The 23808-nt window shown below is 74.5% G+C and carries 19 protein-coding genes and 1 tRNA gene; 6 read left to right on the forward strand and 14 right to left on the reverse strand.

The genetic code is table 11. The features are described from left to right. Window positions 1–14: 14 nt before the first annotated feature. Both WMF31_RS01870 and WMF31_RS01875 read right to left on the reverse strand, forming a co-directional pair. Complete coding sequence (locus WMF31_RS01870; protein WP_436600295.1) at window positions 15–482, reverse strand: hypothetical protein; 468 nt, start codon at window positions 480–482, stop codon at window positions 15–17. Window positions 483–636: 154 nt separating this feature from the next. Beyond that, window positions 637–3099, reverse strand: coding sequence for an AAA family ATPase (locus WMF31_RS01875; RefSeq protein ID WP_436600296.1), 2463 nt, complete (start codon window positions 3097–3099; stop codon window positions 637–639). Window positions 3100–3304: 205 nt separating this feature from the next. Here WMF31_RS01875 and WMF31_RS01880 point away from each other — a divergent pair, with 205 nt between their 5' ends. Beyond that, on the forward strand, window positions 3305–3637 hold the full coding sequence (locus WMF31_RS01880; protein ID WP_436600297.1) for a hypothetical protein: 333 nt from the start codon (window positions 3305–3307) through the stop codon (window positions 3635–3637). A gap of 3 nt (window positions 3638–3640) precedes the next feature. Then, the gene (locus tag WMF31_RS01885) at window positions 3641–4186 is read left to right on the forward strand and encodes a hypothetical protein (RefSeq protein WP_436600298.1); all 546 of its coding nucleotides are present in this window, start codon (window positions 3641–3643) and stop codon (window positions 4184–4186) included. An 86-nt stretch (window positions 4187–4272) separates the two neighbouring features. Here the strand turns inward: WMF31_RS01885 and WMF31_RS01890 are convergent, their stop codons facing one another. Further along, window positions 4273–8685 carry a FecR domain-containing protein gene (locus tag WMF31_RS01890; protein WP_436600299.1) on the reverse strand — a complete coding sequence of 1471 codons (4413 nt, stop codon included), beginning with the start codon at window positions 8683–8685 and terminating at the stop codon, window positions 4273–4275. 4 nt (window positions 8686–8689) lie between these two features. Then, complete coding sequence (locus WMF31_RS01895) at window positions 8690–9268, reverse strand: RNA polymerase sigma factor (protein ID WP_436600300.1); 579 nt, start codon at window positions 9266–9268, stop codon at window positions 8690–8692. Between the two features lie 181 nt (window positions 9269–9449). Between WMF31_RS01895 and WMF31_RS01900 the strand changes: the two genes are divergently transcribed. Continuing rightward, window positions 9450–10760, forward strand: coding sequence for a trypsin-like peptidase domain-containing protein (locus tag WMF31_RS01900; RefSeq protein WP_436600301.1), 1311 nt, complete (start codon window positions 9450–9452; stop codon window positions 10758–10760). A gap of 170 nt (window positions 10761–10930) precedes the next feature. Further along, entirely contained in the window at window positions 10931–11704 is a 774-nt protein-coding gene (locus WMF31_RS01905; RefSeq protein ID WP_129354194.1) for a Stp1/IreP family PP2C-type Ser/Thr phosphatase, read from the forward strand. Between the two features lie 183 nt (window positions 11705–11887). Here WMF31_RS01905 and WMF31_RS01910 read toward each other — a convergent pair whose 3' ends face one another. The 6 genes from WMF31_RS01910 to WMF31_RS01935 all read right to left on the reverse strand — a co-directional run bounded on the left by WMF31_RS01910 (window position 11888) and on the right by WMF31_RS01935 (window position 16605). Then, window positions 11888–12397: a hypothetical protein gene (locus tag WMF31_RS01910; RefSeq protein ID WP_436600302.1), complete on the reverse strand. Its 510-nt coding sequence runs from the start codon at window positions 12395–12397 to the stop codon at window positions 11888–11890. After that, a complete protein-coding gene (locus tag WMF31_RS01915; protein ID WP_436600303.1) occupies window positions 12394–13056 on the reverse strand; it encodes a sigma-70 family RNA polymerase sigma factor in 663 nt (220 codons plus the stop codon). Before WMF31_RS01915 ends, WMF31_RS01910 begins: the two co-directional genes overlap by 4 nt. Before the next feature lie 395 nt (window positions 13057–13451). Continuing rightward, window positions 13452–13525, reverse strand: a tRNA-Gln gene (locus WMF31_RS01920). A gap of 40 nt (window positions 13526–13565) precedes the next feature. Then, a complete protein-coding gene (locus WMF31_RS01925) occupies window positions 13566–14807 on the reverse strand; it encodes a DUF4339 domain-containing protein (RefSeq protein ID WP_436600304.1) in 1242 nt (413 codons plus the stop codon). Window positions 14808–14995: 188 nt separating this feature from the next. Then, a complete protein-coding gene (locus WMF31_RS01930; RefSeq protein ID WP_436600305.1) occupies window positions 14996–16303 on the reverse strand; it encodes a hypothetical protein in 1308 nt (435 codons plus the stop codon). Continuing rightward, the gene (locus WMF31_RS01935) at window positions 16300–16605 is read right to left on the reverse strand and encodes a hypothetical protein (protein WP_436600306.1); all 306 of its coding nucleotides are present in this window, start codon (window positions 16603–16605) and stop codon (window positions 16300–16302) included. The genes WMF31_RS01930 and WMF31_RS01935 overlap by 4 nt, the downstream gene beginning before the upstream one ends. 266 nt (window positions 16606–16871) lie before the next feature. Between WMF31_RS01935 and WMF31_RS01940 the strand changes: the two genes are divergently transcribed. Then, window positions 16872–18020 (forward strand): FAD-dependent oxidoreductase, encoded by a 1149-nt coding sequence (locus tag WMF31_RS01940; protein WP_436600307.1) that lies wholly within the window; start codon window positions 16872–16874, stop codon window positions 18018–18020. A 168-nt stretch (window positions 18021–18188) separates the two neighbouring features. Here WMF31_RS01940 and WMF31_RS01945 read toward each other — a convergent pair whose 3' ends face one another. The 3 genes from WMF31_RS01945 to rseP form a co-directional block, all read right to left on the reverse strand. Beyond that, window positions 18189–18593, reverse strand: a complete 405-nt coding sequence (locus WMF31_RS01945) for a GFA family protein (RefSeq protein ID WP_436600308.1) — start codon at window positions 18591–18593, stop codon at window positions 18189–18191. Window positions 18594–18683: 90 nt separating this feature from the next. Further along, a complete protein-coding gene (locus tag WMF31_RS01950; protein WP_436600309.1) occupies window positions 18684–20219 on the reverse strand; it encodes an RsmB/NOP family class I SAM-dependent RNA methyltransferase in 1536 nt (511 codons plus the stop codon). Continuing rightward, entirely contained in the window at window positions 20212–21882 is a 1671-nt protein-coding gene (rseP, locus tag WMF31_RS01955; RefSeq protein ID WP_436600310.1) for an RIP metalloprotease RseP, read from the reverse strand. Before rseP ends, WMF31_RS01950 begins: the two co-directional genes overlap by 8 nt. Window positions 21883–22316: 434 nt before the next feature. Here rseP and WMF31_RS01960 point away from each other — a divergent pair, with 434 nt between their 5' ends. Beyond that, window positions 22317–22640 (forward strand): polyhydroxyalkanoic acid system family protein, encoded by a 324-nt coding sequence (locus WMF31_RS01960; RefSeq protein ID WP_436600311.1) that lies wholly within the window; start codon window positions 22317–22319, stop codon window positions 22638–22640. A 171-nt stretch (window positions 22641–22811) separates the two neighbouring features. On the opposite strand, the gene WMF31_RS01965 is transcribed toward WMF31_RS01960, so the two are convergent. Further along, on the reverse strand, window positions 22812–23807 hold the full coding sequence (locus tag WMF31_RS01965; protein WP_436600312.1) for a sigma-70 family RNA polymerase sigma factor: 996 nt from the start codon (window positions 23805–23807) through the stop codon (window positions 22812–22814). Window position 23808: the final 1 nt, after the last annotated feature.

Raw genomic sequence — 23808 nt, forward strand, 5'->3', positions numbered from 1 at the left:
CACGCCGGCCTCGCTCACTTCGCCGGCGCGGGGGCCTGCGCCGGCGCGCCGGCGCGCTGCCGCGCGTCGAGCATGCGCTGGCGCACCCGCTCCACCTCCTCGGGCGACAGCTTGCGCAGGTTCGCCGAGGCCGGCGCGGCGGGCGCCGCCGTGCCGCCGGGCGCCGCGCGCTGGGCCTCCGCCCGCCGCGCGGCGGGCGCCGTCGGCTGGCGCGCCGCCGGGCGCGACGCCGGGCGGGCCTCGGCGGCCGCCGCCGCGCGGGCGCGGGCCGGGGCGGCCTGCCCCTCGGAGGCGCCATCGCTGCTCATCGCGAGGAACGCGATGCCCGCCACGACGAAGAGCGCCAGCCCCAGGACAGGGACCCAGCTCGGGGTGGGCGGCTCGTCGGCCGGCAGCGCGCGGGCGGGCTCCCCGTCGAAGTCGTGGTGATCGCTCGCGTCGTGCGCCGCGGCCGCGCGAGGGTCGGGATGGGCCGTGCTCATGCGCGGACAGTTGCCGCACTTCCCCAGCGGCGTCGAGGGGGTTCAGCGCGCCGGCCCCGAGGCGCGCGCCGGCGGTCGGGCGCGCTCAGCTCGCGAGGCTCCGGCGGCTGCTCGGCCCGCGAGGCTGTTCGGCCCGCGAGGCTCCGGCGGCGGCTCAGCCCGCGAGGCTCCGGTGGCTGTCGAGGGCGGGGCGCTGGTCCTCGATGTCGTCGCCGTAGACGGCCTCGATCGCCTCGGCCGCGAGGCGGTGATGCCGCTCGGCGAGCTCCTGCGGGAGCATCCCGTAGGCGGCGTCGCGGATCAGCACCGTGCAGAACTCGAAGCGGTGCTCGCCCATGCGCGACCAGATCCGCTGCGCCTCGCCGAAGCGCAGGTGGTCCACGAGCACGGAGGCGTCCGGGATCATCCGGGCGAGCACCCGCGTGTCGAACTCCCGCCCCAGCACCGCCGCGGCGATGACCGTCTGCCTCGTCCGCGGCTCGAGCCGCTCGAGCCGGGCCACGAGCAGGCTGTTCACGGTGCGCGGCGGCATGAACCGGCTCGACCGGACGCCGTCGGGGCTCGACCCGTACCGGCCGTCCTCCAGCCAGTACGCGAGGATCTCCTGCGCGAAGAACGGGTTGCCGCCCGCGGTCTGCCCGATCAGGGACTCGAGCATCGTGGGGAGCGGGCCGCCGAAGAACGGCTCCGCGAGCGCGAGCAGCCGCTCCCGCGGGAGCGGGGCGAGCTCGATCACCTGCGACGGGATGCCGGCGTCGAGCGGGATGGAGGCCGCGGCGCCGTCCGGCCCGGGCCGCGCCGTGCAGATCACCGCGAGCGGCAGGTCCCGGCATGCGGCCGTGATCGCGCGGACCGCCTCGATCGACGTGGGGTCGGCCCACTGCGCGTCGTCGAGGTGCACCACCACCGGCTGCAGCGAGCTCTCCGCGACGAGCAGCGCGGAGAGCGCGGCGAGCGCCTCCTCGCGCTCGGCCTCGGCGCTCGTCGCCTCGTCCTTGCGCAGCCGGAGCAGCCGCCCGAGCGCCCCGCGCGCGCGATCGATCCGCGCCCGCGCCTCGATCGAGCCGTCGGACAGCCGCTCGAGGAGGAGCTGGAGCGCGAGGTCGAGCCCGGCCTGCTTCTCGTGCTGGCCGATCTCCGACGAGATCCCGAGGTACTCCTTGAGCGCGAACTCGAAGGCGTAGAGCGGGGTCCGGAGCGTCTGGTCGCAGCGGGCCTCGATCCAGAGGAGCGGGCGCATGTCCATGAGCTCCGCGCGCTTGTGGCGGTAGCTGTGCACCAGGTAGCTCTTGCCGATGCCCGCCTCGCCGACGATGTGCACGACCCCGACGGTCCGCCCGGCGAAGAGGGGCTCGAGCGCGCGCGTCAGCTTCTCGAGCTCGGCCTCGCGGCCGATGGGGCCGAGGTCGTAGAACTCCTCCTGCACGGCGATGCGCCGCCGCTCGAGCGAGTAGACGAGGATCGGCAGGTCGAACCCGTCGAACCGGAAGATGTTCTCGGTCGACCACTGGTGGCTCGCCTCGCCCGCGAGGTGGGCCCGCTCGTCCGCCCAGATCGACGACGGCGCGGCCTTGCGCGCGATCTGCGCGGCGAGGTGGACGGCGCGGCCGAGGCACGCGAACTCGCGGCGGCCCTCGCCGCCGAAGAAGCCGACGAGACAGCGCGCGCGGGTGATGCCGATCGCGAGCCGCGGCACGCCGAGGCCGTTGCTCTTCAGCTCGAGCGCGAAGTCGAGCGCGCGATCGTGGTCGCTCTCGTGCGCGACGGGCGCGCCGAAGTAGAACTGCGCGCCGAAGCCGCGGTCCGTCGCCGTCATGCCCGCGAACGTGGCGCCGTACATCGCCGAGATCTCGTGCAGCTGCTGGATGAGCTCCGTCGGGCTCGCCCCCCGATCGAACGAGAGCGAGACGGTCGTCACCTCCCGGAGCTCGCCCTCCGGCGCGAGCTCGCCCGCGCCCGGCGGCAGGAACGCCTCGACCGCCGCGGTCATCGCGCCCGACGCGGCCGTCGGCGAGGAGGGATCGCCGGGGAGATCCGCCTCGTCGATCTCCGGGATGCTCTCCCTCGCGCCGGCGGCCGGGAGCCGCTCGCGGAAGCTGCGATCGAGGTGGAGCTCGCTGTCGTCCACCCCGCGGTACGTCGCCTGGCACGCCTCGATCGCGGGGCCATAGAGCAGGAAATAGGCCCGATCCCGGTCGATGCGCACGATCGTCCAGTGGACCGGGCCCCACGCGAGCCCGATCCGGAACGGCACCTGCGCCCCCACGGCGCCGAGCGCGCGCCGCGCGGCGAACTCGAGGAGGCTGCGCCGTATCGCGAGGGCGGCGCTGCGGGCGAGCCGGGTGACGTTGCGCCCCGGCCTGTCCGGGAACAGCGCGGTGAACCCGCCGCCCGGCGGGAACGCCGCGACGAACCCGCCCGACTGGTGCACGGCCTCGAACAGCGGATCGAACAGCGTGCGCAGCGCCCCAGGGTCGATCGCCTGGTGCGCGATCATCTGCTCGGCGAGATCCACGACCGCCGGCAGCGAGACGTGGAGCACCGCCGCGTCGAGCGCGCCCGCGTATTGCCCTTCGGCGTCCTGTTCGAGGATGAAGTCCGGGACGAGCGGATTCATGTCCAAACTGTATCGGGGATCTCCGCCCGACACGAGCGCGGCGGGCGGCCTGCGGACCCTCGGCGCGAACGCGCGCGCGGCCGAACGGAGCGTTGGGCGTCAGAAATCCGTGGATTTTTGACCGCCACCGCTCGCGCCAGGAGCGGCTGGCGTCTGCCGGTGCCGCAGGTGGACCGCCGCGGGCGGGTCTGGCACCCTCCTGGGCATGCACGCCGCGGACGCCGAATCCCAGCTCGTCAACAGCACCCTGGAGGAGGCGCGGCGGCGTTTCCCCCCAGCGCCTCAGGTCGAACGCTACGACTGGAGATTCCACGTCGACTCGACCGGGGAGGACTCGGTGCTGGTCACGGTCATCTTGAAAGATCCGCCTGGAGGAGGCCTCTACGGTTGGAGCGAGCTCGCCCCGATCCGGAACGCGATCGTCGAGACATTCCAGCAGTCCGCGGTGCGGCGATGGCCGTACATCCAGTTCAGCCTGGAATCCGAGCTGAAGGGGCCGGAAGAGGACGAGGATAGCGGACATGGCGCGGATGCCTGAGGCATGCTGCACGACGAGCTGCTCGAGCAGGCACGAAACCTCGCCACCTACGACCCTCGGCGACCCCGGCAAGGTAACCTGAGGCGCGCCGTATCCAGCGCCTACTACGCGGTGTTTCACCTCCTGATCCATGAGGCGAGCGCCCGGCTCGTGGGCCATCCGTTGCTCGGGGTCTCCGCCGAGGTGAACCACGGCGTGCGGCGCTGGTTCGATCACACGACCATGAAGCGCGTGGCCGAGTGGTTCCAGGGGAAGGGGACGCCGCCAGCCCTGGCCGACATGACGGATCGAACCTCGATGTCGAAGCTGCCCAGGCTGGTCTCGCCCCAGCTACGCGACGTCGCGGCCACCTTCGCAGATCTGCAGGAGCAGCGGCACATGGCGGACTACGATCTCGGCGCGCCTCGCCTGACGCGGCAAGGGGCCCTGAACACGGTCGAACGCGCCGAGCAGGCCTTCAAGGATTGGCAGCACGCCCAGAACGATCCGCTGGCACAGCTCTTCCTGCTTCTGCTCCTCACGGGAGACAAGATCATCCCGAAGCGCTGAGCTGGGTTGACGCGGAGCCTCGCCGCATGAGCGATGATCCTGCACGGAGCTGACGTCAGCGCTCGGGCTCACCGGGACGGGAACGGTCACGGGGCGTCGACCGGCACGAGGCGGGAGGTGAAGAAGACGCGCACCGTGCCGAGCTCGAGGCGCGCGCCCGTGAGCGTGAACGGCACCTTGCGCGTCGCTCCCGCGAGGCGCAGGGTCAGCTCGCCGCGCACGACGTCGAGCGCGCCCGGCGCGGCGGACGCCGAGGGCCCCTCGCCGGTCGACGCGCGCGCGATCTCCACGAGGTAGCGCCCCCTCGGGAGGCTCTGCAGCGCGAGGGTCTCGGCGCGCGTGCTCGTCGCGTCGCGCGAACGCACGGTCACGGCCCGCGCGGTGGATCCCATCCAGGAGATGCGGCGCCCCTGCGCGTCGATGAGCGCGAGGTCGAGATCGGCGCCGCCCGACCACGTCGCGCTGAGCTGCACGTCGCCCGGGAGGCTCGCGGCCGGCGCCGCGCGAGGCCGGGCGAGCTGCCGCTCGAGCTCGGCCCGGGCGGAGGAGGGCACGTCGACGCGGAGCTGGGCGGCGAGCTCGCGCATGCCGCCGTCGCCGGCGCACTGGATCGCCGCGGCGACGAGCTTCGCGTCGGCGGGCGCGAGGTCGGCGAGCGCCACCCGGTGCTGGCAGGCGAACGCGGGCCGGCCCGCGGCGTCCCAGAGCTCGGCGAGGCGCGCCTGGATCGCCCGGTCGCCGGGGCGCACGTCGGCGAGGCCGCCGAGGATGCGCGCGGCGCGGTCGCGCTCGCCCTGCCGGGCCGCGAGGTCGGCGCGGGCGATCAGCGCGTCGGGGTCGAGCGCGTCGCGCCCGCTCCAGCGCGCGGTCAGCTCCTGGGCCTCGCCGAGGCGGCCGGTCGTGGCGTAGAGCGCGTAGAGGCTCGCCGTCCTGTCGCGGCTGTCCGGGGCCGCCGCGAGCGCCGCCTCGGCGGCCGCGATCGCGCCCTCGCCCCCGGGCGCGAGCGCGCCCGCCGCGTCGAAGCCCACCTTGCGATCGAACACCCGGCGCATCGGGATCATCCGTCGCGCCGGACGCGACCACTCCGGGATCGTCGGCGGCGCCGTCGTCGGCGCGGGCGCCGGCGGCGCGAGCGGCGGCGCGGGCCTCGGCAGGGCGCGCTGCTCGAACGCCGGGGGAGGCTCGGCGGCGGGGCCGCCGTCGCCCTTCTTGAGCCGCGACGGCGCGGGCCCGCCGCGGCCGCCGCCGCCCAGCCCGCTGCCCGTCACGCCGAGATCCCCGGCGGACCTGGACGCGCGCGCCCTCGGCAGGGCGGCCGCCGCCGCGGGCTCCGCGTCGAGCAGCCCGCCCAGCGCGTCCGCCTCGTCCTCCGCGCCGTCGTGCAGCTCGCCGCCCTCGGCGCTCGCGCTCACGCTGTCGGCCTGCTCCTCGCCCGTGAAGGCGGGGGCGATGCTGCCCCGCTCGAGGCCGAACGCCTTGAACATCGCCTCGCTCTCCAGGACGAGCAGCGACGTGAACCGGCTCGCCACGGCGAAGCGCCGCGACAGCTCGATGATCGCGGGCTTCTGCGCGTCGCCGCCCGTCTCCTCGAGCTCCGCGATCCTCGCCGCGGCGTAGAGGCGCGGGACGAAGGCGTTGCCCGCGCCTTTCCCGGCGACGATGCGGACCGGGTAGGTCTGCTCGAAGCGCTCACCCGAGATGCGGCCCCGGAGGCGGATCGCGCCGGTCACGTCGGCGCCGGGGCTCATCCGCGCCATCACGAACGCCTCGCCGCCCGCCCGGATCGGGTCGAGCCGCGCCGGCGTGACCTGGGTGAGGCCGGCCGGCAGCTCGACCTCCGGATCGCGCAGCACGAGGCCGTAGGCCGCGCCGAGGGCCGCCCGCGCCGCGCTCGCGACCTTCTGGCCGGGCACGTAGGGGACCATCACCCCGCCGCCGCCCCGCGCGAGCGCCCGGAGCGACGTCGTGTCCGCGTCGCTGCCGAGCGCCACCGCGACCACGGCGGCGTCGTCCGCCGGGACGGCGCCGCGCACCGCCGCCTCGATGTGCGCGGGGCGCGTCGGCCCGACCGAGGGCGTGCCGTCGCCGAGGTAGAGGATCCGGAGCTCCCTGTCGCCGAGCGCGCCCGCGGCCGCGCGCGCCGCGACCATCGCCGCGGCGAGATCGGTGCCGCCGTCGGGCTCGATGCGGCCGAGGAAGCGCTCGACCTCGCCGGCCGACGCGGCGCCGGGCGCCATGGGCCGCGCGGCGCCGCCCTCGCCGCCCTCGCCGAGGGCGCGGCAGAGGGTGTCGCACGCGAGCACGAGGACCTCGTCGCGCCGGTCCATCTCGCGGACGATCGACGAGGCGAGCCGCGTCGCGCGGGCGAAGCGCTCGCCGACCATGGACCGGCTCGAATCGACGACGATGACGTGGAGCCGCGATCTCGCCTCCTGCCAGCGGGGGAGCCTGGGCCGGATCGCGATCGCGACGTACGGCGACGGGTCGCTCGCGACGGCCCGCGCCGCGGCGAGCGACGCCGCGCGCTCGGCGTCGCCGCGCGCCGACGCGCCGGACAGGCCGGGCGCGCCGCGCCCCTTCGCCGGCGCCGGCGGCTCCTCTGCGGCGGCGGGCGGCATCTCGTACGCCCACGCCGTGACCGGCCGATCGCGATCGGGGAGCGCGTACTCGACGGTGAGGTCGCCGGCGGGCGTGAAGCCGCGCGCCTCCAGCGTGCGCCGCTCGGCCGCGCCGTCCGCGGGCGCTGTCTCGAGCGCGTAGCCGCGCGTCTCCACCCCGAACGCCCGGTCGTGGCCGAGCACCTGGAGGTCGAGCGAGAAGTCGCCGATGTTCGTCGTGCCGCTCTGGTCGTGCGCGAGCGGGTAGGTGAAGCGCCGGACGCCGCCCGACTGCTCGACGATCTGCGTGTAGGTGAGCACGACGCGGCGCGACCCGCGCTTCGGGATGGGGAAGATGCGCAGCTCGAACCGGCCGCCGCGCTGCCACTCGAGCAGCGCCGGGTCGCGCCAGGGGCCGGGGACCCAGACGATCTCCTCGCGCGGCTTCGGCGCCTTGGGCGCGGCGTTCTGGAGGACGCCGCGCCAGATGGCGGCGCCGCGATCGCGATCGACGAACGCGCCCTCGACGAGCTCGCCGTCCACCTCGAGCGCGAGCCGCTCGATCTGCGCGCCCGGCGGCAGCGGGAAGCGGAAGATGCCCTCGAGCTCCTCGTCGGTGTCGTTGGCGAAGGTCTCGTCGATCTCCGTCCTGGCGACGACGTCGACGATGCGCACCTTGACCGCGTGCCGCGCGAGCCGCACGGCGCGCTCCTTCTCCTGCGTCGCGCCGGGCCGGCGCGCCCTGAGCTCGCCGAGGCCGCGGAGCGCCGGGGCGTCGGCCTCCTCGGCCGACCGGTCGCTCCACGCGAGCGCGTCGGCGAACGGCGCCGCGCTCGCGACCCGGGGCGCGGCGCCCCGCGCGAGGGTGGCCTCCTCGCCGGCGCGCACCTCGACGGGCTCGCCCTGCTCGCCGGTGACGCGCACGGCGCCGCGGGTGACCTCGACCGAGGCGCGCGCCGCGCCCGCGGTGACGGCGAGCTTCGTCCCGAGCACCTCGATCTCGCCGTGCGGCACCTCGACGCGCGCGGGGGGCGCGCCCGGGGCCGGCGCGACGTCGAGGACGACGACGCCCTCGTCGACGCGCGCGCGGCGGGCGTCGCCGGCGCCGAGCCACACGCGGGAGCCGCGGTCGAGCGCGAGGGTGGAGCCGTCCTTCAGCGCGAGGTGCGCGCGCGTGCGCGGATCGGTGCGCAGGGTCGCGCCCTCGGGGAGCGCCGCGCCCGGGGCGAGCGGCGCGCAGGCGCCCGAGGCGTCGCACGCCTCGAGGCCGCCCGACCTGTCGGCCGAGGCGCGCGCCACCGAGGCGACCTTGCCGGACCAGGGCGACGCGGTCGCGACGGCATCGGCCGGCCTGTCCTCGCCGCCGCTCCTCCACAGGGCGACCCCGGCGGCCACGGCCGCGGCCAGGGCGGCGCCGGCGACGACCGGGCGTCGCGCGGGGGCCGCGCCTCGCGCGCGGCGCGCGGCCGGCGCGGCCCGCTCCGCGCTCGAGGCGCGCGCGCCGCCGGTGCGCGCGTCGGCGGGGGTGGCGGGGAGCTCGGCCGGCGCGCCGCCGGTGTGCGCCTCGGTCGTCGCACCGGTGCGCGCCTCGGCCGCCTCGGCCGGCGCGGCCGCCTCGAGCGCCGCCTTCGCGACGGCGCCGCTCGCCCCGCGCTCCGCGGGCCGCGCCGCCTCGATCCGCCGGAGCAGCGCGTCGGCGAGGTCGCCTGCGGGCCGGAAGTCCGCGCCCGCGCCCGCCACGACCTCCGCGGCCGCGGCCGCGTCGTGCCGGAGATCGCGGCACGCGTCGCAGCCCGCGATGTGCTCGTACAGCGCCGCCCGCGCCGTCCCGTCGAGCACCGCGGCGAGCTGCTCCTCGATCTCGCCGCAGAGCTCCGCCCTGTCCGTTCCTGTCGCGCTCATCGCCTCACTCCTCGCCCAGCTCGGCCCTGAGCCGGGCCAGCGCGCGGCTCACCCGCTTCCGCGCGGCCGCCTCGTCGATCCCACACGCGATGGCCACCTCCTTGAAGGAGAGCCCCGCCTCGAAGCGCAGCACCACCGCCTCGCGCTCGCTCGGCTTGAGCCTCGCGAGCGCGGCCCGGGCGCGCTCGGCCCGCTCGCGCTCCGCCGCGAGCTCGCTCGCGTCGGGGCGCGGCCGGGTGTCGTGCACGAGGCGCAGCCGCGCCTCCCGGCGCGCCTTGAGCTCCGTGTGCCGCCCGCAGAGGCGCCGGGCGATCCCGAAGAGCCACGCCCGCACGCTCCCCTCGGCGCGGTACTGCGGGAACGCGTCGAACGCCGCGAGCAGCGTCTCCTGCACCAGCTCCTCGCTCTCGGCCTGCGATCCGGTGAACGCCATGCACAGCCGGCCGAGCGGCATGGCGTACGCCCTCGCGCACCGCGAGAGCGCCTCCCGGAAGTCGCCTGCCCCGATCAGCGCCTCGATCTCCTGCGCCTCGTCGGCCCGCGCGCCGCCCTCCGAGCCCACGAGCGCTAACCCAGCTGCCATCGCTGCCTCATTGCCGGCCATGTGCCTGCGTCCCCCCGCTTCGTGACCGGAATTCTCTCGCCATTCGCCCCCCCGGCGGACTCCGGTGCCGGATCTCACCGTACAGGCCGGTCCGGCCTTTGCCTTTTGCAATGCGATCCCAGCCGCAGCAGAATCGGCAGTCGCCTCAGGAGCCGCGCTTATGGATGAGACAAGCCTGTCCGTGTTCGCGAAGGCCAACGCGCCAGGGGGCGCCGGGCCGGGCGCTTCCGTTGACACGTCGCCTGTGAAGCGCCGTCGACGGCGCCAGGCGCTCCTGGTCGCCCTGTCCGTCGCCGGCGCGTCGCTGTCGCCCGCGGCGCCCGCGCAGGGCGCGCCGGACGGAGCGCCGACCCAGGAGGCCGGGGGCGAGGCCCCGCCCCCGGCCCAGAGGGCGCGCAAGGACAGGGGCGCGGTGGCCCCGGCCCGGGCCCCCGCGGGCGACCGGGGCAGGAAGGCGGCCCCCGCGGACCGGAAGGGCGGGCCGGCCGACGGGGACGAGGCGGAGGCGGCCCTGGAGCGCGCTGGGCGCGGCGTGGCGATCGTGGAGCGGGGCGGGCAGGTCCTCGGCCTCGGCGCGGTGCTCGCGGGCGACGGGCGCATCCTCACGGCGCTCTCGCCGCTCGGCGCGGGCAACGACCTCACCGCGCGCTTCGCCGACGGGACGGTGGTGCGCGTGAAGCTCGGCCACCACGACCGCGTGTGGGACCTCGCGCTGCTCGTGCCGCAGAGCGGCAGGTGGACCGAGGGGCTCACCGCCTCGTCGCGCGATCCCGTGCGCCCGGACGCGAAGATCCGCTCGTTCTCGGCGGTCCGGGGCAAGGCGGCGGCCGTCCCGCTCGTGCTGCGGTCGCGCCGGTCGCTGATCGGCGGCGACGACACGCCGCTCGACGACGCCATCGAGCTCGGGTCGCGCGTCTCGCCGCTCGACCTGGGCGCGCCCATCGTCGACGAGGACGGCCGCGTCGTCGCGATCCTCGGCCGCGGCTGCGCCCCGAACGAGGGCAAGCCGTGCACGCCGGTCGCCTACGGCGCGCCGATCGCCGCCATCCGGACGTTCCTCCGCGCCGTCCCGAAGACGGCCGTCGCGCCCGCCGCGTGGCTGGGGATCCAGGGCGTCAGCGAGGCGGCGCCGGTCGCCAAGGGGGTCCGGGTCACGGAGGTGCACCCCGGGAGCCCCGCGGACGAGGCGCAGCTCAAGGGGGGTGCTCGCAACGAGAGCGACATGATCCTCGCGGTCGACGGCGTCCCCGTCACGAGCCCCGAGGCGCTCGCCGACGCGATCCGCGCGCGCGCCGTGGGCGAGAAGGTGCCCCTCACCTTGCTCAGCGGCGGGAAGTACCGTCAGGTCACGGTGCTGCTCCGCGCCGCGCCGGATCCCAGGGCCGGCGCGGCGACGAAGGCGGCCGCGCACGAGGCCGAGCTCCCGCGGCCGAGCTCGGGCGGCAAGGCGCCCGAGGCGTACCGCAAGTGAGCAGAAAAATGATGTGGCCCGGTGCGAGGATTCTATAAGCTCGGCGTCCGGGCGTGATCGGGTTGACACCTCCTCGACGGAACCTCCAGGATCAAGCTCGGGCGGCTCGATCCGGCGCGCTCGCGGTTCTCATTCGGCCCTGCGTACAGGGGCCTTCGATCGGGTGATCCGTGTCCCAAACGTTTCGAATCGAAGTGGCCGGCGAGACGAACGTCGGGCGCAAGCGCAACCACAACGAGGACAACTTCGGCATCATGGTGGAGTACGGCCTCTTCATGGTCGCCGACGGGATGGGCGGGCATGCGTCGGGCGAGGTCGCGTCGAAGATGGCAGTCGACGCGATGCAGGACTTCTTTGCCCAGACGCAGGACGACCCGGAGCGGACCTGGCCGTACAAGATGGACAGGTCCAAGGGGTACGAGGAAAACCGGCTGATCACGGGCATCAAGCTCGCCAACCTGCGCATCTACGAGACCGCGCAGCGCGAGGCGAAGAAGCGGGGGATGGGGACGACGTTCGTCGGCATCTTCACGGCGAACGACGGCGTGTACGTCGCGCACGTCGGTGACAGCCGGGTCTATCGCTTCCGCGACGGCAAGCTCGAGATGCTGACCGAGGACCACTCGCTCCTCAACGACTACATCAAGATGAAGCGGCTCACGCCCGAGGAGATCGCGAACTTCCCGCACAAGAACGTGATTGTCCGCGCGCTCGGGATGAAGGACACGGTCAAGGTCGACACGCGCTTCGAGGTGCCGCAGCTGAACGACACCTACATCCTCTGCTCGGACGGCCTCTCCGGCCCGGTGCCCGACGCCGAGATGGCCCAGATCCTGGCGGAGCATCAGGACATCCAGGTCGCGACGTCGAAGCTCATCGAGCGCGCGAACGAGAACGGCGGCCCCGACAACGTGACCTGCGTCCTCGTCCGCTGGACGCAGTGAGCGGCGGTCACCCGCTTCGGATACGGGTCCATCTCGACGTTTTCGGTGCTCAGCGCACAGGAGTGCGCTTCCGCGCCGAAAACGCCGATCTGGGCCCGTCTCCTGTGCGGGTGATCGGCGCTCAGGGGCGGTAGCGGCCTCGCTGCGGGGCCAGGGGTGGGGCGGGGGAGCGCGGGGGTCTGGCTACGGGAGGGCGCCGGTGCTCCAGGGGACGAGGACGAGGAAGACGAACGCGATGAGGCAGAGCATGAACAGGCTCGTCATCAGGTACGTCGAGCGCGGCGAGCGCGCCGTGCTCCAGCCGTCGCCGTAGAACTTCCCCCGCGACCGCACGCGGATCCGTCGCTGTACGCCGCTGAGCAGGCTCGGCGGGGCGGCCGGCGGCGGGCGCATGGCGTCGCGGAGCAGCTCGCGCAGATCGAGCTCGTCGACGAGCGGCAGATCGCCGTCCTCGGGGAGATCGCCGTCCTCGGAGGGATCGCCGCTCCGGGGCGGGGCGCCTGGCCGATCGTCCGGTACGGCGTGGGGCGGCGCGGCGTCGTCGCGCTGCTGTCGCGACATCGTGGGCGTGGGGCGGCTGCCGCTCTCCACGCCGGAGCTGCCGCTCTCCACGCCGGAGCTGCCGCTCTCCACGCCCGAAGCGGTCGGCTCCTCGGCTTGCCCCGTGCGCCTGGGGTCATCCGCTCCGCTCATTTTCCGCCTCTCACCTTCTCGCCCATCACCTTCTCGACCAGCGCGCGGAGCTGCGCGCGCGCGCGATGGATCCGGCTCTTCACCGTCCCGTCCGGCAGCCCCGTGACCGAGGCGATCTCTTCGTAGGACATGTCCTCGACGTCGCGCAGGATGAGCGCCTCCCGGAACTCGGGATCGAGCTGTCCGATGGCGTGCTTCACGACGGCCTCGAGCTGCATCCCCTCGACGAGCTCGTCGGGGCGGCTCACGTCGCCGACGCTCACGCCCTTGGCGGCCGACAGCGGCACCCGCTCGACCATGGCGTCCACGTCGTCCTGGGCGCCGGCGTGGCGGCGTGAGAGGTACTTCGTCCGGTTCTTACAGAGGTTCACGGCGATGCGGTAGATCCAGGTCGAGAGCTTCGACTCGCCGCGGAACTGGTCGATCGCCTTGAAGACCTGCACGAAGACCTCCTGGGACAGGTCCTCGGCCTCGTCACGCCGGCCGAGCATGCGGTAGACGAGGGCGAAGACGCGGCGCTCGTACAGGACCACGAGCTCGTTGAACGCGCTCTCGTCGCGCGCGACGAGCCGCGCGATGAACTGCGCCTCGCCCACCTCGAGGAGCGCCGCCGCCTCGCGCTCGGGCTCCGCTACCGCGTGGGTCGGCGCGGGGCGCACGTGGCCCGCGTCGACGTGGGGCGGGGCTCCGCGTCCGCGGTCCGCGCCGTCGTGGGGCGGGGCTCCGCGTCCGCGGTCCGCGCCGACGTGGGTCGAGGATCCGCGTCCGCGGCCCGCTTCTGCATGGGTCGTGGATCCGCGTACGCGATCCCCTTCGTCACTCGCCACGCCGTCCGGTCCTCCAGGATTCAGGGCATCGCGCCCGCCGCGCGGCAGGCGCGGGGCCTTCGACGAGACCACGGTAAACAACCCTGGCTCGGGCGCGCCAGACAATAGCGAGCAGGGGACGGCGCCGGCCGCGCTCGGGCCGCGGTGCGGCGGCGCCCGAGGCGCGCCCGCGCTCTCGATGGAGGTCGCTCGCCACAACCCCTGCTCAGAGGGTACGGGCGCTCGATTGGTTCCGGCGCGTGGATTCGAACCACGATTAGGGGATTCAAAGTCCCCCGTCCTGCCCTTGAACGACGCCGGAGTGCTGCGGGATCGGCGCTGACCGCCGCGCGGCGCGCACCTTAGCGCGAGTCGCGCAGGATGGCACCCGTCCTGGCGAAATCACGGCCGGGGTAGCGGATGCCGGGCCCGGTGTCCGCCTCGGATCGACCTCGCCGGAGGCGGAACTGCCCGCGCTCGCGGCCCCGGCTCACCGGCGCCGGCTTCGCGCCCGGCGACGGGGCGCTCTCCGCGCGCGGACGCGGTTGCGCCGCGGCCTCAGCGTCCACGGCCGAGGCCGCGCCGGCCGCCAGGGCCGCGTCGGTGCCGGCGCGGTCGAGGTCCGCGGCCCCCGGCGTCGCCGCGGCGAGCGCCGGGGCGCGCGGGCGATCGGCCTGGGCAGCGGCCGCTGCGATGCCCCGGGCGATACCGGGCCGCGCCGTGGGCAGGATCGTGGCGCTCGCCGGCGCGGCCGGGGGCGCGAGCGAGCTCAGGGCCGAGAGGCCGAGCGCGAGCACGAAGGCCGCGCTGCCCGCGGCCAGCGCGGCCGCGCTCCGGGAAGCGCGAGCGCGTCGCGCGAGCCTCGACCACACGCCCGGCCCGCGGCCGCGCGGCGCCTCGCCGGCCGCGCCGCGCGCCGGTCCGGACACGCGCTTCGGAGCGCCTGATCTCCGGGTCCCAGCGCTCGGCAGCGTGTCCGGCGCGGACGCGGGGATCGCCGGGAACGACGCCGGAATTTCGAGGGAGATCGGCGGCGAGGGGGGCGCGGACCGCGACGCCGCGTCGGCCATCGGCAACGGGCCGAGCGCGCAGGCGTCCGCGCGCGCGTCGGGGGCCCTCGCGGGGTCGCTCCAGTCGAGGCGCGGCGCGACCGCCTCGAGGTCGCCCGGCGTCAGCGCGAAGCTGAGCGGACCCGTGGACTCGGGCCCCTCGCTCGCGGCGGAGAGGGCCTGCGCCTCCTCGACGCACGCCTCGTCGCGCGGGGGCGGCTGGGAGACGGTCCAGCAGAGCGCCTTCACCTCGCCGGCGGGGGTCCAGCACTCGAGGCCCTCGCGCCACACGCGCGTGGACGGCGGGAGCTCGCCCATCTCCAGCGCGCGCCACAGCGCGACCGTGCTCATGGCCTCGAGCCAGTCGCCGTGATCGATGCACCAGGGCTTCGACTCCGCCGGCTCGTCCGCCACGACTCCGGTATGCGAGCTGACCGGCATCGTGGGGGCGCTGCAGAGGCTCGACAGGTCCTGCCTGCGCCCCGCCGCGCCGCGCCGCGCCGGCACCCCGTCGTCGCAAAGCCCCTCCACCTTGTACGCCGTGCTCGGGCCCATCGCATCTCCGTGACGGGCAACGGCGGCCCACCCGATGCTGCGTCCGGGTGCACCTCCGCTGCTCCCGTGCGTCGGTAGCGGAGGATGGCGCGGTGGGCCAAGAAAGTGCCGGGCGGGACCGGCGCGGCGGGCGCTGCGGCACCGGGGCTGCGGGGCGGGTCGCGGCGGGGCGAGGCGGCGCGCTGCGATCAGAGATCGGTGTAGCTGTCGGAGAACATCGCGCGCTGGCCGAGAAGGCTGATCTCGAGCATGCCGCCGATGTCCGTCTTGCCGTCCGAGAGCCGGGCGATGCTGAGCGCGGGCGACAGCCGGACGATGCCGCGGTACTTCGTCCCTCTCGGCGCGCGCGCCAGCGTCACGTGGACCGGGGCGCGGAGGTTGATGTGCAGATCGGCGGGCGCATCGTCGTTGAGCGCGACCGCGACCTTCGCGCCGAACGAGGCGCGGAACGTCGCGTCCGCGACCTTGTCGACGAGCCCGAGGTGCGCTGTGAGCTTGAGCTCCTGGCTCTTCGCCGGCGCGCCGAGCACCTCTTCCTTGCAGCGCGAGGTCGGGACATAGCGGGGGGGCTGGGTGCCTGGATCGACGCTGCCGAAGACGTCGCCCACGGGCTCGCACCACGAGACCCTGTCCGTCGATGCGGTCCAGCGCGAGTCGAACGCGACCTGCCCCTCGAAGGTCGGCGCGAGCTTCGACCAGCCCTCGGTGATGTACACCGCCGCCGCGCCGACGCTCCAGGGCAGCGCGATGAGCTCACGCCGCACGAAGGTCGGCGGCAGGCTCTGGTCGCGCCGCTCGGGGCCGGGGCCGAGGTAATTGAACCGGGCGCGGCCGACGGAGCCGCCTAGATAGAAGATGAGCGGGGGATAGGCCGAGCTGCCCTTGCCCTCGAAGTCGAGGCGCGCGAGCGACGCGGACAGGTGCAGGCGGCCGCTCGGAAGCTGCGTGCTGTCGTCGACCGCGGCGAGCCCGATCAGCGAGGCCAGCCCGTTCTGCGTCGCCACCTCGGCCTCGAGCACGGTGCTGACGTCCCAGCCGGTCGGATCCGTCGCCTCGCCGAAGCCGGCGAGCACACCGAAGCCGACCCGCGCGAGCGCCCCGCCCCCGGAGCCGCCCGTGACATTGGCGGGCAAGAGGAAGACGAGCTCGCGGCCCGTGGCGACCGGCGCGATCGACGCGCCGGAAGCGGGCGCGATCGGCGCCATGGCGCGGCCGGATGGAGGGGAGGGCGCCGCCGTCGCGGCGGGGACTGGCGGAGGAGCGGGCGGAGGGCTCGGCGTGGCGGGGACGGGCGCGGCGGGGGCGCCTGGCGCGGCGGGCAGGGGGGGCGCGGCGGGGGCGCCCGGCGCGGCGGCGGGCGGGACGGGCACGCTCGGCATGGCGGCGGCGGGCGGCGCAGGGACCGACGACGGCGGCGCGCCCTGGGCGAGCGCGGGGGCGGCCAGCGAGAGCGAGAGCAGCGCCGCGGCGCGCCCCGGCAGCGAGGAGCACCTCATGGCGTCACCGTGAACTTGAACGTGAGCCCCTCGGCGCCGTTGGCCGTGTCGAAGTCCGCGCGGGTGCTCTGGTTCGTCTTGGGGTCGAGGGCGAGGATCTGGAACTTGCCGCTGCCGTTCCGCACCCTGAAGCGGAACACGTAGTCGCCGGGCTCCAGATCGAACTCGGGGAATACCGTGTTGCGGATCGAGAACGGCTTCACGCCGGCAGGATCCTCCTCGGGGGCGGCGCCCTCGAACAGGAAGCCGACGGCGCTGAGGTGGTATTCGTCGCTGTGCAGCTTGAGCTTGATCCTCTTCATGCGCGACAGCGATCCTCGCACACGCCCGCGGCACCGTACAGCGGCGCTCACGGCGGGGGACGCCGCGACAATCGGGTTTCTCCCGATGTCGGAGGCGGCCGGGCGCGGAGGCGCCGCGGTGGATGTGCGTGCTTGCGAGAAGAACGGGGGAGCTCTTCCGAGCGGAACGCCCCCGAGCTTCCGGCGGTGACGTGCTGTCGCCAGCAGCGCCCGCGTGAGGGCACCTTCCTGGCGCGCCGATCGCGCGGGTGCCATCGTTTCTCCCCATGGAGGTGATCATCTCCGGCGGGGGCATCGCGGGGCTCAGCGCAGCAGGTGTTCTGGCCCAGCGCGGTCACGACGTGCGCGTGTTCGAACGGCGGGAGGGGCCCTCGACCTTGGGGGCTGGCATCGTCTCCTTCCCCAATGCGACCCGGGTGTTGCGCTCCTTTGGGCTGGAGGAAGCGGTGCGTGGGGTCGCGGGCACGCCACGCACGATGCGACGCATGTCGGATCGCGGTGAGCGCCTGGGAGACCTGCCTCTGTCCGCCATCAACGAGCGTCTCGGCGCGCCGAGCTACTCGATCCTGCGTGCTGACCTGCATGAAATTCTGACCCGCTTTGCCGAGCAGAGCGGGGCGACGGTCGAGTACTCCCGGCGGGTCACCGGCGCCGCGGAAGGAGGCGCGGTCCTCTTGAGCGATGGTCGACGGCTCGAGGCCGACTGGGTCCTCGGCGCCGACGGGCGCATGGCTTCACCCCTGCGGAAGTTCGTGCTGGGGGACAACCAGGCACGTTACGGCGGGTTCGTGAACTGGATCGGCGTGGCCCGCTCCGCCGAGCACGTCTTCGACCCCCATACGGTCCTCGATGTCTGGGGATGCGGCGAGCGCTTCGGCATCGTCCCCATCTCGAGCCGGCTCGCCTACTTCGCTGGGGCCGCGGCCATGCCCAGGGCCGCGGCGCACCGCAGCGCCATCGGACCGATGCTGGCGGAGCGCTTCTCCGCTTGGCCCCAGCCTGTCCAGGAGACGATCCGCTGCGCCGATGCTGACAGCCTCCGAGAAATCTACGTGCACGATCACGATCCGATCGACCTCTGGCATCGGCAGCGGGTGCTCTTGATCGGCGATGCGGCCCACGCTCCGCTCCCCACCTCCGGTCAGGGCGCGTGCCAGGCGCTCGAAGACGCGTGGCATTTGGGCCGTCTGCTCGACGATGGCGTGCCACAGGCGCCCTCCGAGCTCTTCCCGCGGTTCACGGCGGTCCGCCGCGAGAAGGCAAACGCCATCATCGGCGCGGGGCGTGGTTTCGCGGCGATGCTGTTCAACCCGGATCCCGCTTTCGTGAGCGAGCGCAATCGCCGAAGCCGACAGACGAACTTCGACGAAGCCGCTCAGGGCATGGCGAAGCTCTGGTCCGGCGCCCTCGGATGAGCCGCTGACACCTCGTGCGCTCCGCCGCCGTGGCGGTCGTTGAGGAAGAAAAAGAACGGGCGCCCCCGGACGATCTCCGCAGGCTCGGCCGCGCCCGTGTCCGCGATCGCGACGACGCCCGCCGTCGCCGCCGAAGCACGCCGGGCCTCCGGGGGTGGCGCGCCACGTTCACAGGTGCCGGATCTCTGTGGGGGATGCCCCCCAGTTGTTGTTACGTCCGTCGGCGTACCTGATCGGCGCGGAGATGAGCTCCCCGAGATCCACGTCGTCCAGCGAAGCAAGCTGAACCGCCACGTAGTCACCGCCGATTTCCTCCACATGCCCACGCCCGAACGAGCGCACGCCGCAGTGTCGACAGAACAGGTGGTGTCCAACCTTCAGGCCGAACTGGTAGTCGCTCAGCGCGTCCTCTCCCGCGAGCAACCGAAACGCGTCCGGCTTGATGATCACGTTCCAGTTCCTCGTCTTGATGCAGATAGAGCAGTTGCACTTATTGGTTCCAGCGCTCAGGTCGATGTCGGCCTCGAAGCGGACCGCGCCGCAGTGGCAGCTCCCCGTGTACGTTTTCTTCATCCACTTACCTCCCGGTACGATGGGCGTTCACGTTCGAACGCTCGACGGCATGAAGCTACTCCATCTCGGCGGGCGACGGCGGGCGCGCCGTCAGCGCCGCACGACGAACATCGCGGCGAAATACCCGTCGGTCCCGTGTACGTGCGGCAGGAGCCGGAACGCCTCGCCGCCCCCCGAGAGCTCCCGGGCGATCTCCGCGTCGAACGGAGCCGGCGAGAGCTGGACCCCGAGGTCGTCCTCGGCCGGGGCCGCGAGCCGCGCCACCACGGCCTCGCACTCCTCGCGCAGCACGCTGCACACCGCGAACACGAGCCGGCCGCCATCCCGGGCGCGCGTCGCGGCGCGGCGCACGATCGCGACCTGCAGGTCGGCGAGGCGCCCGAGGTCGTCCGCCTCGCGGCGGAGCGCGAGCTCGGGGCGCCGCCGCAGCGTGCCCACCCCGGAGCAGGGGGCGTCGACGAGCACCCGGTCGTAGCCCTCGGGCACGTCGCCCACGCCCACCGTCCAGTCGACCGCGTACGTCGCGCGGACGAGGCCAGCCGCTCGCTCGCGCGCCCCGCCCGGCGCGCCGCTGCCGGGCGCGTCGCCCAGCGCATCGCTCCCGGGCGCGCCGCCCGGCGCGTCGATGCCCTCCGCGCTCGCGCTCTCCGAGCTCGTCGGGGGCGCGCCCAGCGTCGACCGGAGCTGCGACAGCTTCGCCGGGTACAGGTCCGCCGCGTCCACCGCGCCGCCGGGGAGCACCGCGCGCGACAGCAGCCACGACTTGGTGCCCCGGCCGGCGCACGCGTCGAGCACGCGCTCGCCGGGCCGCGCCCCGAGCGCGAGCGCGAGCGCCTGCGCCCCCTCCTCCTGGCCGATCCACGCCGCGCCGAAGCCGGGGAGCCGCCGGAGATCGCCCGCGCCGCGCGCGACGATCGCGCGCGGGGAGACGCGCCCCGCCTCGAACGTCGCGGCCGGCGCGGCGCCCCGCAGCGCGGAGAGCCACGCGTCGCGATCCTCGCCCGGCGCGAGGCAGAGCCCCGAGGGCGGCGGCACCGGGCCGGCCGACAGGAACGCCTCGGCCGCCGCGCGGCCGAGCGAGCGCCGCAGGGCGCCCCGCAGCCACCCGGGCGCCGACGCGACCACCGCGGCCTCGAGCGGCGGGCGCGCGCCGCCGTCCACCGCCGCCGCGAGCCTGCGCAGCACCGCGTTCGCGAACGCGCCCACCCGCGGCCCGCCCGCCGCCCGGACGCCGGCCACCGCCTCCGAGACGGCCGCGAACGCGGGGATCCGGTCGAGGAAGCAGAGCGAGTACGCGCCCATCAGCACGTGCGCCCGCACCACCGGGTCCGTCGCCCACCCGCCCTTCGCGGCGAGCTCGGCGATGCGCCCCTCGAGCGCCGCCTGCGCGCGCAGGACGCCGTAGACGAGCTCGGTCGCGAGGCCGACGTCCCGCGGATCCAGCGCCGGCGCGCGGCGCAGCTCCGCGTCCAGCGCCGCGGAGGCGAAGGCGTCCGAGCCCCACACCCGCGCGAGCACGCGCGCGGCGACCGCCCGCGCCCCGCCCTCGCCGGGCCGCCGCGGGCCCGGCGGGCCCTGGGGCGCGCGCGCCGCGCCGCCCCCGTCACCTCGCGTCCGGTCAGCCAACGAGCTCCTTGAACTGCCCCTGGATCACGTCCCAGCGGCGCTCGACGTCGTTCTTGAAGGCGATGCCCATCAGGCCGATGAGCACCACGAGCCCGACCAGGCTCGCGATCTCGCGCACGCGCAGCGGCAGCGGGCGCCGCAGCACGGCCTCGAACGTGAAGAACAGCAGGTGGCCGCCGTCGAGCACGGGGATGGGCAGCAGGTTGATGAGCCCGAGGTTGATCGAGATCACCGCCATCGCCCACACGAAGTAGCTGACCCCCTTGGCGCCCTCCTCGCCGATCACGTCGTACACCGTGATCGGGCCGCCCAGCGTGGAGATGCTGACCTTGCCCTCGATGATGCGGACGATCCCGACCACGATGAACCGGATGACGTCGTACGTCTCGTCGATCGCGCTCTCCAGCGCGAACTGGAACGCGGACGGGCTGTCGACGAACGGCTCGGCCACCATCGGCGACCAGTTCGACGCGCGCAGGTAGAAGCGCGGGCGGTGCTGGCCGTACTCGTCGATCCAGTCCTCGCGGCGCAGCTCGATCGTGCCGCTCTTGCGCTGGCCCGCGCGCTGCCAGGTGATCACGTGCGGCCGGTCCGGCGCGGCGAACAGGAGCTCGACGAACGTCGACCAGGCGGTGACCTCGACGCCGTCGACCTCGGTGATGCGGTCGCCCGGCCGGAGCTCGGCGTCCCACTCGGCCGAGCCCTCGGGCACCTCGGCGACGTAGAGGTCCGCGGGCTCGATGCCGGTCCGCGCGAGCAGATCGCCGTGGCCGGCCTCGGGGGTCAGCGCGGCGACGCCCGACTCGTACACCGCGAGCTCGGCCAGCCCGCCGAGCGCGTTCGGCACCGGGACCGGGCGCAGGTACGTGACCGGCACCGTGGCGCCGCGGTTGTCCTCGAGCGCGTGCTCCAGGTCGGCGAACGTCTTCACGGGCTTGCCGCGCACGTCCGTCACCACGTCGAACGTGCGGAGCCCGGCGCGGTAGGCGGGCGAGTCGGGCCGCGCCACGCCGATCACGGCCGCGGGGCGGCTCGGCTTGATGCCGATCTCGCCCACGCGGTCGACGATCTCGAGCGGCTTCTGGACGATCTTCTCCTCCGGGACGACCGTGACCTCGACGCGCTCCTTGTCGCGGAAGACCGTGAGCCGGAGCTCCTGGTTGGGGCTCTTCGATACGATGCGGTGGAGCTCGGCGAAGGTGCCGATGCGCTCGCCGTCCACCTCGAGGATGCGATCGCCCGGCACGAGCCGGCCCTCGGCCGGGTGCCCCGGCAGGACCACGCCGACCGTCGGCGGCACGAAGCGCGTCTCGCCGATGAAGACCGCGAAGTAGAGGAGCACCGGGAACAGCACGTTCATCGCCGGGCCCGCCATGACGATGATCACGCGCTTCCAGAGCGCCTGGGACTCGAAGGTGCGCTTGCGATCCTCGGGGAGCACGGCCTCCTGCCGGTTCTCCTCGAGCATCTTCACGAAGCCGCCGAGGGGCAGGAGCGCGATGCAGTACTCCGTCTCGCGGCCCCGGAGGCGCAGCACGCGGGGGCCGAAGCCGATCGAGAAGGTGAGGACCTTCACGCCGAAGAGCTTCGCGCACACAAAGTGGCCGAGCTCGTGCACGAAGATGAGCACGGAGCAGAGCAGCGCGAAATACAGGAGGTCCACGGCGGCGCTGTTCTTTACGCGAGGCCGGGCTCGATGACCACAGGCGCGCGCGGGGGGGGGGCGCCTGTGGTCATCGAGCCCGGGCGCCCCCCGGCGCGGCCGCGCGCGGCAGCGGGCTCAGGCGTGCCGGGGCCGTGGCCCGTCATGGCCGGGCTCATCCGCGCGATCCGCGCCGACATCGCCGCGATCCGCGCCGCCTTCGCGACGGCTGCCCGGCCGCGCGCTGGCCGCGCGCACCGGTGCCGGGCGCGGCGAAATGTCCCACAATGCAGATTTCGAGTCAGGAGGCGAGTCAACGTCCCGCGGGTGGGGTGCATCCGTGGTATTCACGGAGAAAATCGGCCGGGCACCGCGCTCGCCCCGCGAAGCGCCCGCGGCGGGCGGCTCACTGGCCGGTTCTCGCGATGTGCCTCTGAACCCAACTGCGAGGTCCCATGAAACACACGATCGAACATGACCTGAACGACCAAGAGGCGAAGCTGGCGACCGAACGAGCGATCGCACAGTACAGAGAGCAGTACGCGGAGTATCAGCCCTTCCTCGTGTGGCGAGACGACCGGCGCGCCGAGCTGGGATTCTCGGTGAAGGGGGTGAAGCTGAAAGGCAGCATGGAGCTCCGCCCCGGCGCCGTGGACGTCGATCTCGACGTGCCGCTCCTCCTGCGCCCCTTCAAGGGGGTGGCGCTCGCGGCGATCGAGAAGGAGGTTCGCCACTTCATCGAGCAGGCGCACCGCGAGCGGGCCCAGAAAGCGACCTGAGCGAGCGGGCTGTTCCAGCGTGGACACGAACGCCCACCGGCGCTAGGCTGCTGAATCACAGTATCTACTTCGCCGGCCGAAGCACGCCCCACGACATGACTCACTCCAGTGCTCGGCCGGCAGGGGGCTGCCTCTGCCCCCTGGGCGCCGGTGGTGCTGCGCACCGGGGGCTCACGGGGCGAGCGGCTTCACGGCCGTCAGCTTGCGCGAGGCGAGCACGGTGTGGATCACCGTGATGCGACCGTCCGCGTCGATGTCGCACCGCGTGACGTACCGCGGGGCGAGCTTGCCCGAGCCGCCCAGGCGCTCGACGACGAGCGCGGGGAGGCCGTTGAGCAGGCGGATCGCGTGGCGGGCCTCGCCGCCATACCCGAACCGGAGCACGCCGGCGCAGAACCGCGCGACCCGGCTCCGCCCGGTGACGATCTTGCGCGCCGCCTTGAACTCGCCGTTCGCGTCGTTGACGACGCGGACGCCCTCGCTGAGCAGCGCCTCGATGGCCGGCACGTCGTGCGTCGCCAGCGTCCGGAGGAAGCGCACGAGCGCCGCGCCCGACCGCTCGACGAGCTCGGGCGAGGGGCGGCAGCGATCGCGGTCGTACGGCTCGAGGGCGCGGCGGGCGCGGTGGTGCGTCGTCTTCACGCTGGCCTCCGACAGGTCGAGCGCGGCGGCGGTCTCCTGCACCGAGTAGTCGAAGACGTCGCGGAGCAGGAGCACGGCGCGCTGCCGCGGGGTGAGCGCCTCGAGCGCGACGAGGAACGCGAACGAGGCGCTCTCCAGGAGATCGTAGCGGTGCTCGGTGCCGTCCTTGCCCGGGAGCTCGAACGACGGCGGCTCGGGCTCCGCCTCGATCGGGGAGGGGAGCCACGGGCCGTCGTAGGGGCGGCGCTTGCGGCGCCGCAGGACGTCGCGGCCGAGGTTCAGCGCGACGCGTGTGAGCCAGGGGCGCACGGGCTCGTCCGTGCGCGCCGGCGGGCGCTCCAGCGCGCGGATGAACGTCTCCTGCACGATGTCGTCCGCGTCGGCGGCGCTGCCCGTGAGCCGGTAGGACAGCGCCCAGAGGAAGCGCTCGTGCTCGCGGTAGCTCGCCCCGAGGTAGCTCGAGGCGAGCGCCGCGTCCGGCGCGGAAGCGCCCCTCGGGTCGGCGGCGTGCTGCGGCGACCTCATC

The organism is Sorangium sp. So ce1036, assembly GCF_051369805.1.
Lineage (GTDB): Bacteria > Myxococcota_A > Polyangia > Polyangiales > Polyangiaceae > Sorangium > Sorangium cellulosum_F.

Excerpts from the sequence above, each read along its gene's own strand:
- WMF31_RS01900 (WP_436600301.1), top strand. The coding sequence starts at position 9,450 with ATGGATGAGACAAGCCTGTCCGTGTTCGCGAAGGCCAACGCGCCAGGG.
- WMF31_RS01945 (WP_436600308.1), bottom strand. The coding sequence starts at position 18,593 with ATGAAGAAAACGTACACGGGGAGCTGCCACTGCGGCGCGGTCCGCTTC.
- WMF31_RS01885 (WP_436600298.1), top strand. The coding sequence starts at position 3,641 with ATGCTGCACGACGAGCTGCTCGAGCAGGCACGAAACCTCGCCACCTAC.
- WMF31_RS01910 (WP_436600302.1), bottom strand. The coding sequence starts at position 12,397 with ATGAGCGGAGCGGATGACCCCAGGCGCACGGGGCAAGCCGAGGAGCCG.
- WMF31_RS01925 (WP_436600304.1), bottom strand. The coding sequence starts at position 14,807 with ATGGGCCCGAGCACGGCGTACAAGGTGGAGGGGCTTTGCGACGACGGG.
- WMF31_RS01935 (WP_436600306.1), bottom strand. The coding sequence starts at position 16,605 with ATGAAGAGGATCAAGCTCAAGCTGCACAGCGACGAATACCACCTCAGC.
- WMF31_RS01875 (WP_436600296.1), bottom strand. The coding sequence starts at position 3,099 with ATGAATCCGCTCGTCCCGGACTTCATCCTCGAACAGGACGCCGAAGGG.
- WMF31_RS01890 (WP_436600299.1), bottom strand. The coding sequence starts at position 8,685 with ATGAGCGCGACAGGAACGGACAGGGCGGAGCTCTGCGGCGAGATCGAG.
- WMF31_RS01895 (WP_436600300.1), bottom strand. The coding sequence starts at position 9,268 with ATGGCAGCTGGGTTAGCGCTCGTGGGCTCGGAGGGCGGCGCGCGGGCC.
- WMF31_RS01870 (WP_436600295.1), bottom strand. The coding sequence starts at position 482 with ATGAGCACGGCCCATCCCGACCCTCGCGCGGCCGCGGCGCACGACGCG.
- WMF31_RS01960 (WP_436600311.1), top strand. The coding sequence starts at position 22,317 with ATGAAACACACGATCGAACATGACCTGAACGACCAAGAGGCGAAGCTG.
- WMF31_RS01940 (WP_436600307.1), top strand. The coding sequence starts at position 16,872 with ATGGAGGTGATCATCTCCGGCGGGGGCATCGCGGGGCTCAGCGCAGCA.
- WMF31_RS01965 (WP_436600312.1), bottom strand. The coding sequence starts at position 23,807 with ATGAGGTCGCCGCAGCACGCCGCCGACCCGAGGGGCGCTTCCGCGCCG.
- WMF31_RS01930 (WP_436600305.1), bottom strand. The coding sequence starts at position 16,303 with ATGAGGTGCTCCTCGCTGCCGGGGCGCGCCGCGGCGCTGCTCTCGCTC.
- WMF31_RS01880 (WP_436600297.1), top strand. The coding sequence starts at position 3,305 with ATGCACGCCGCGGACGCCGAATCCCAGCTCGTCAACAGCACCCTGGAG.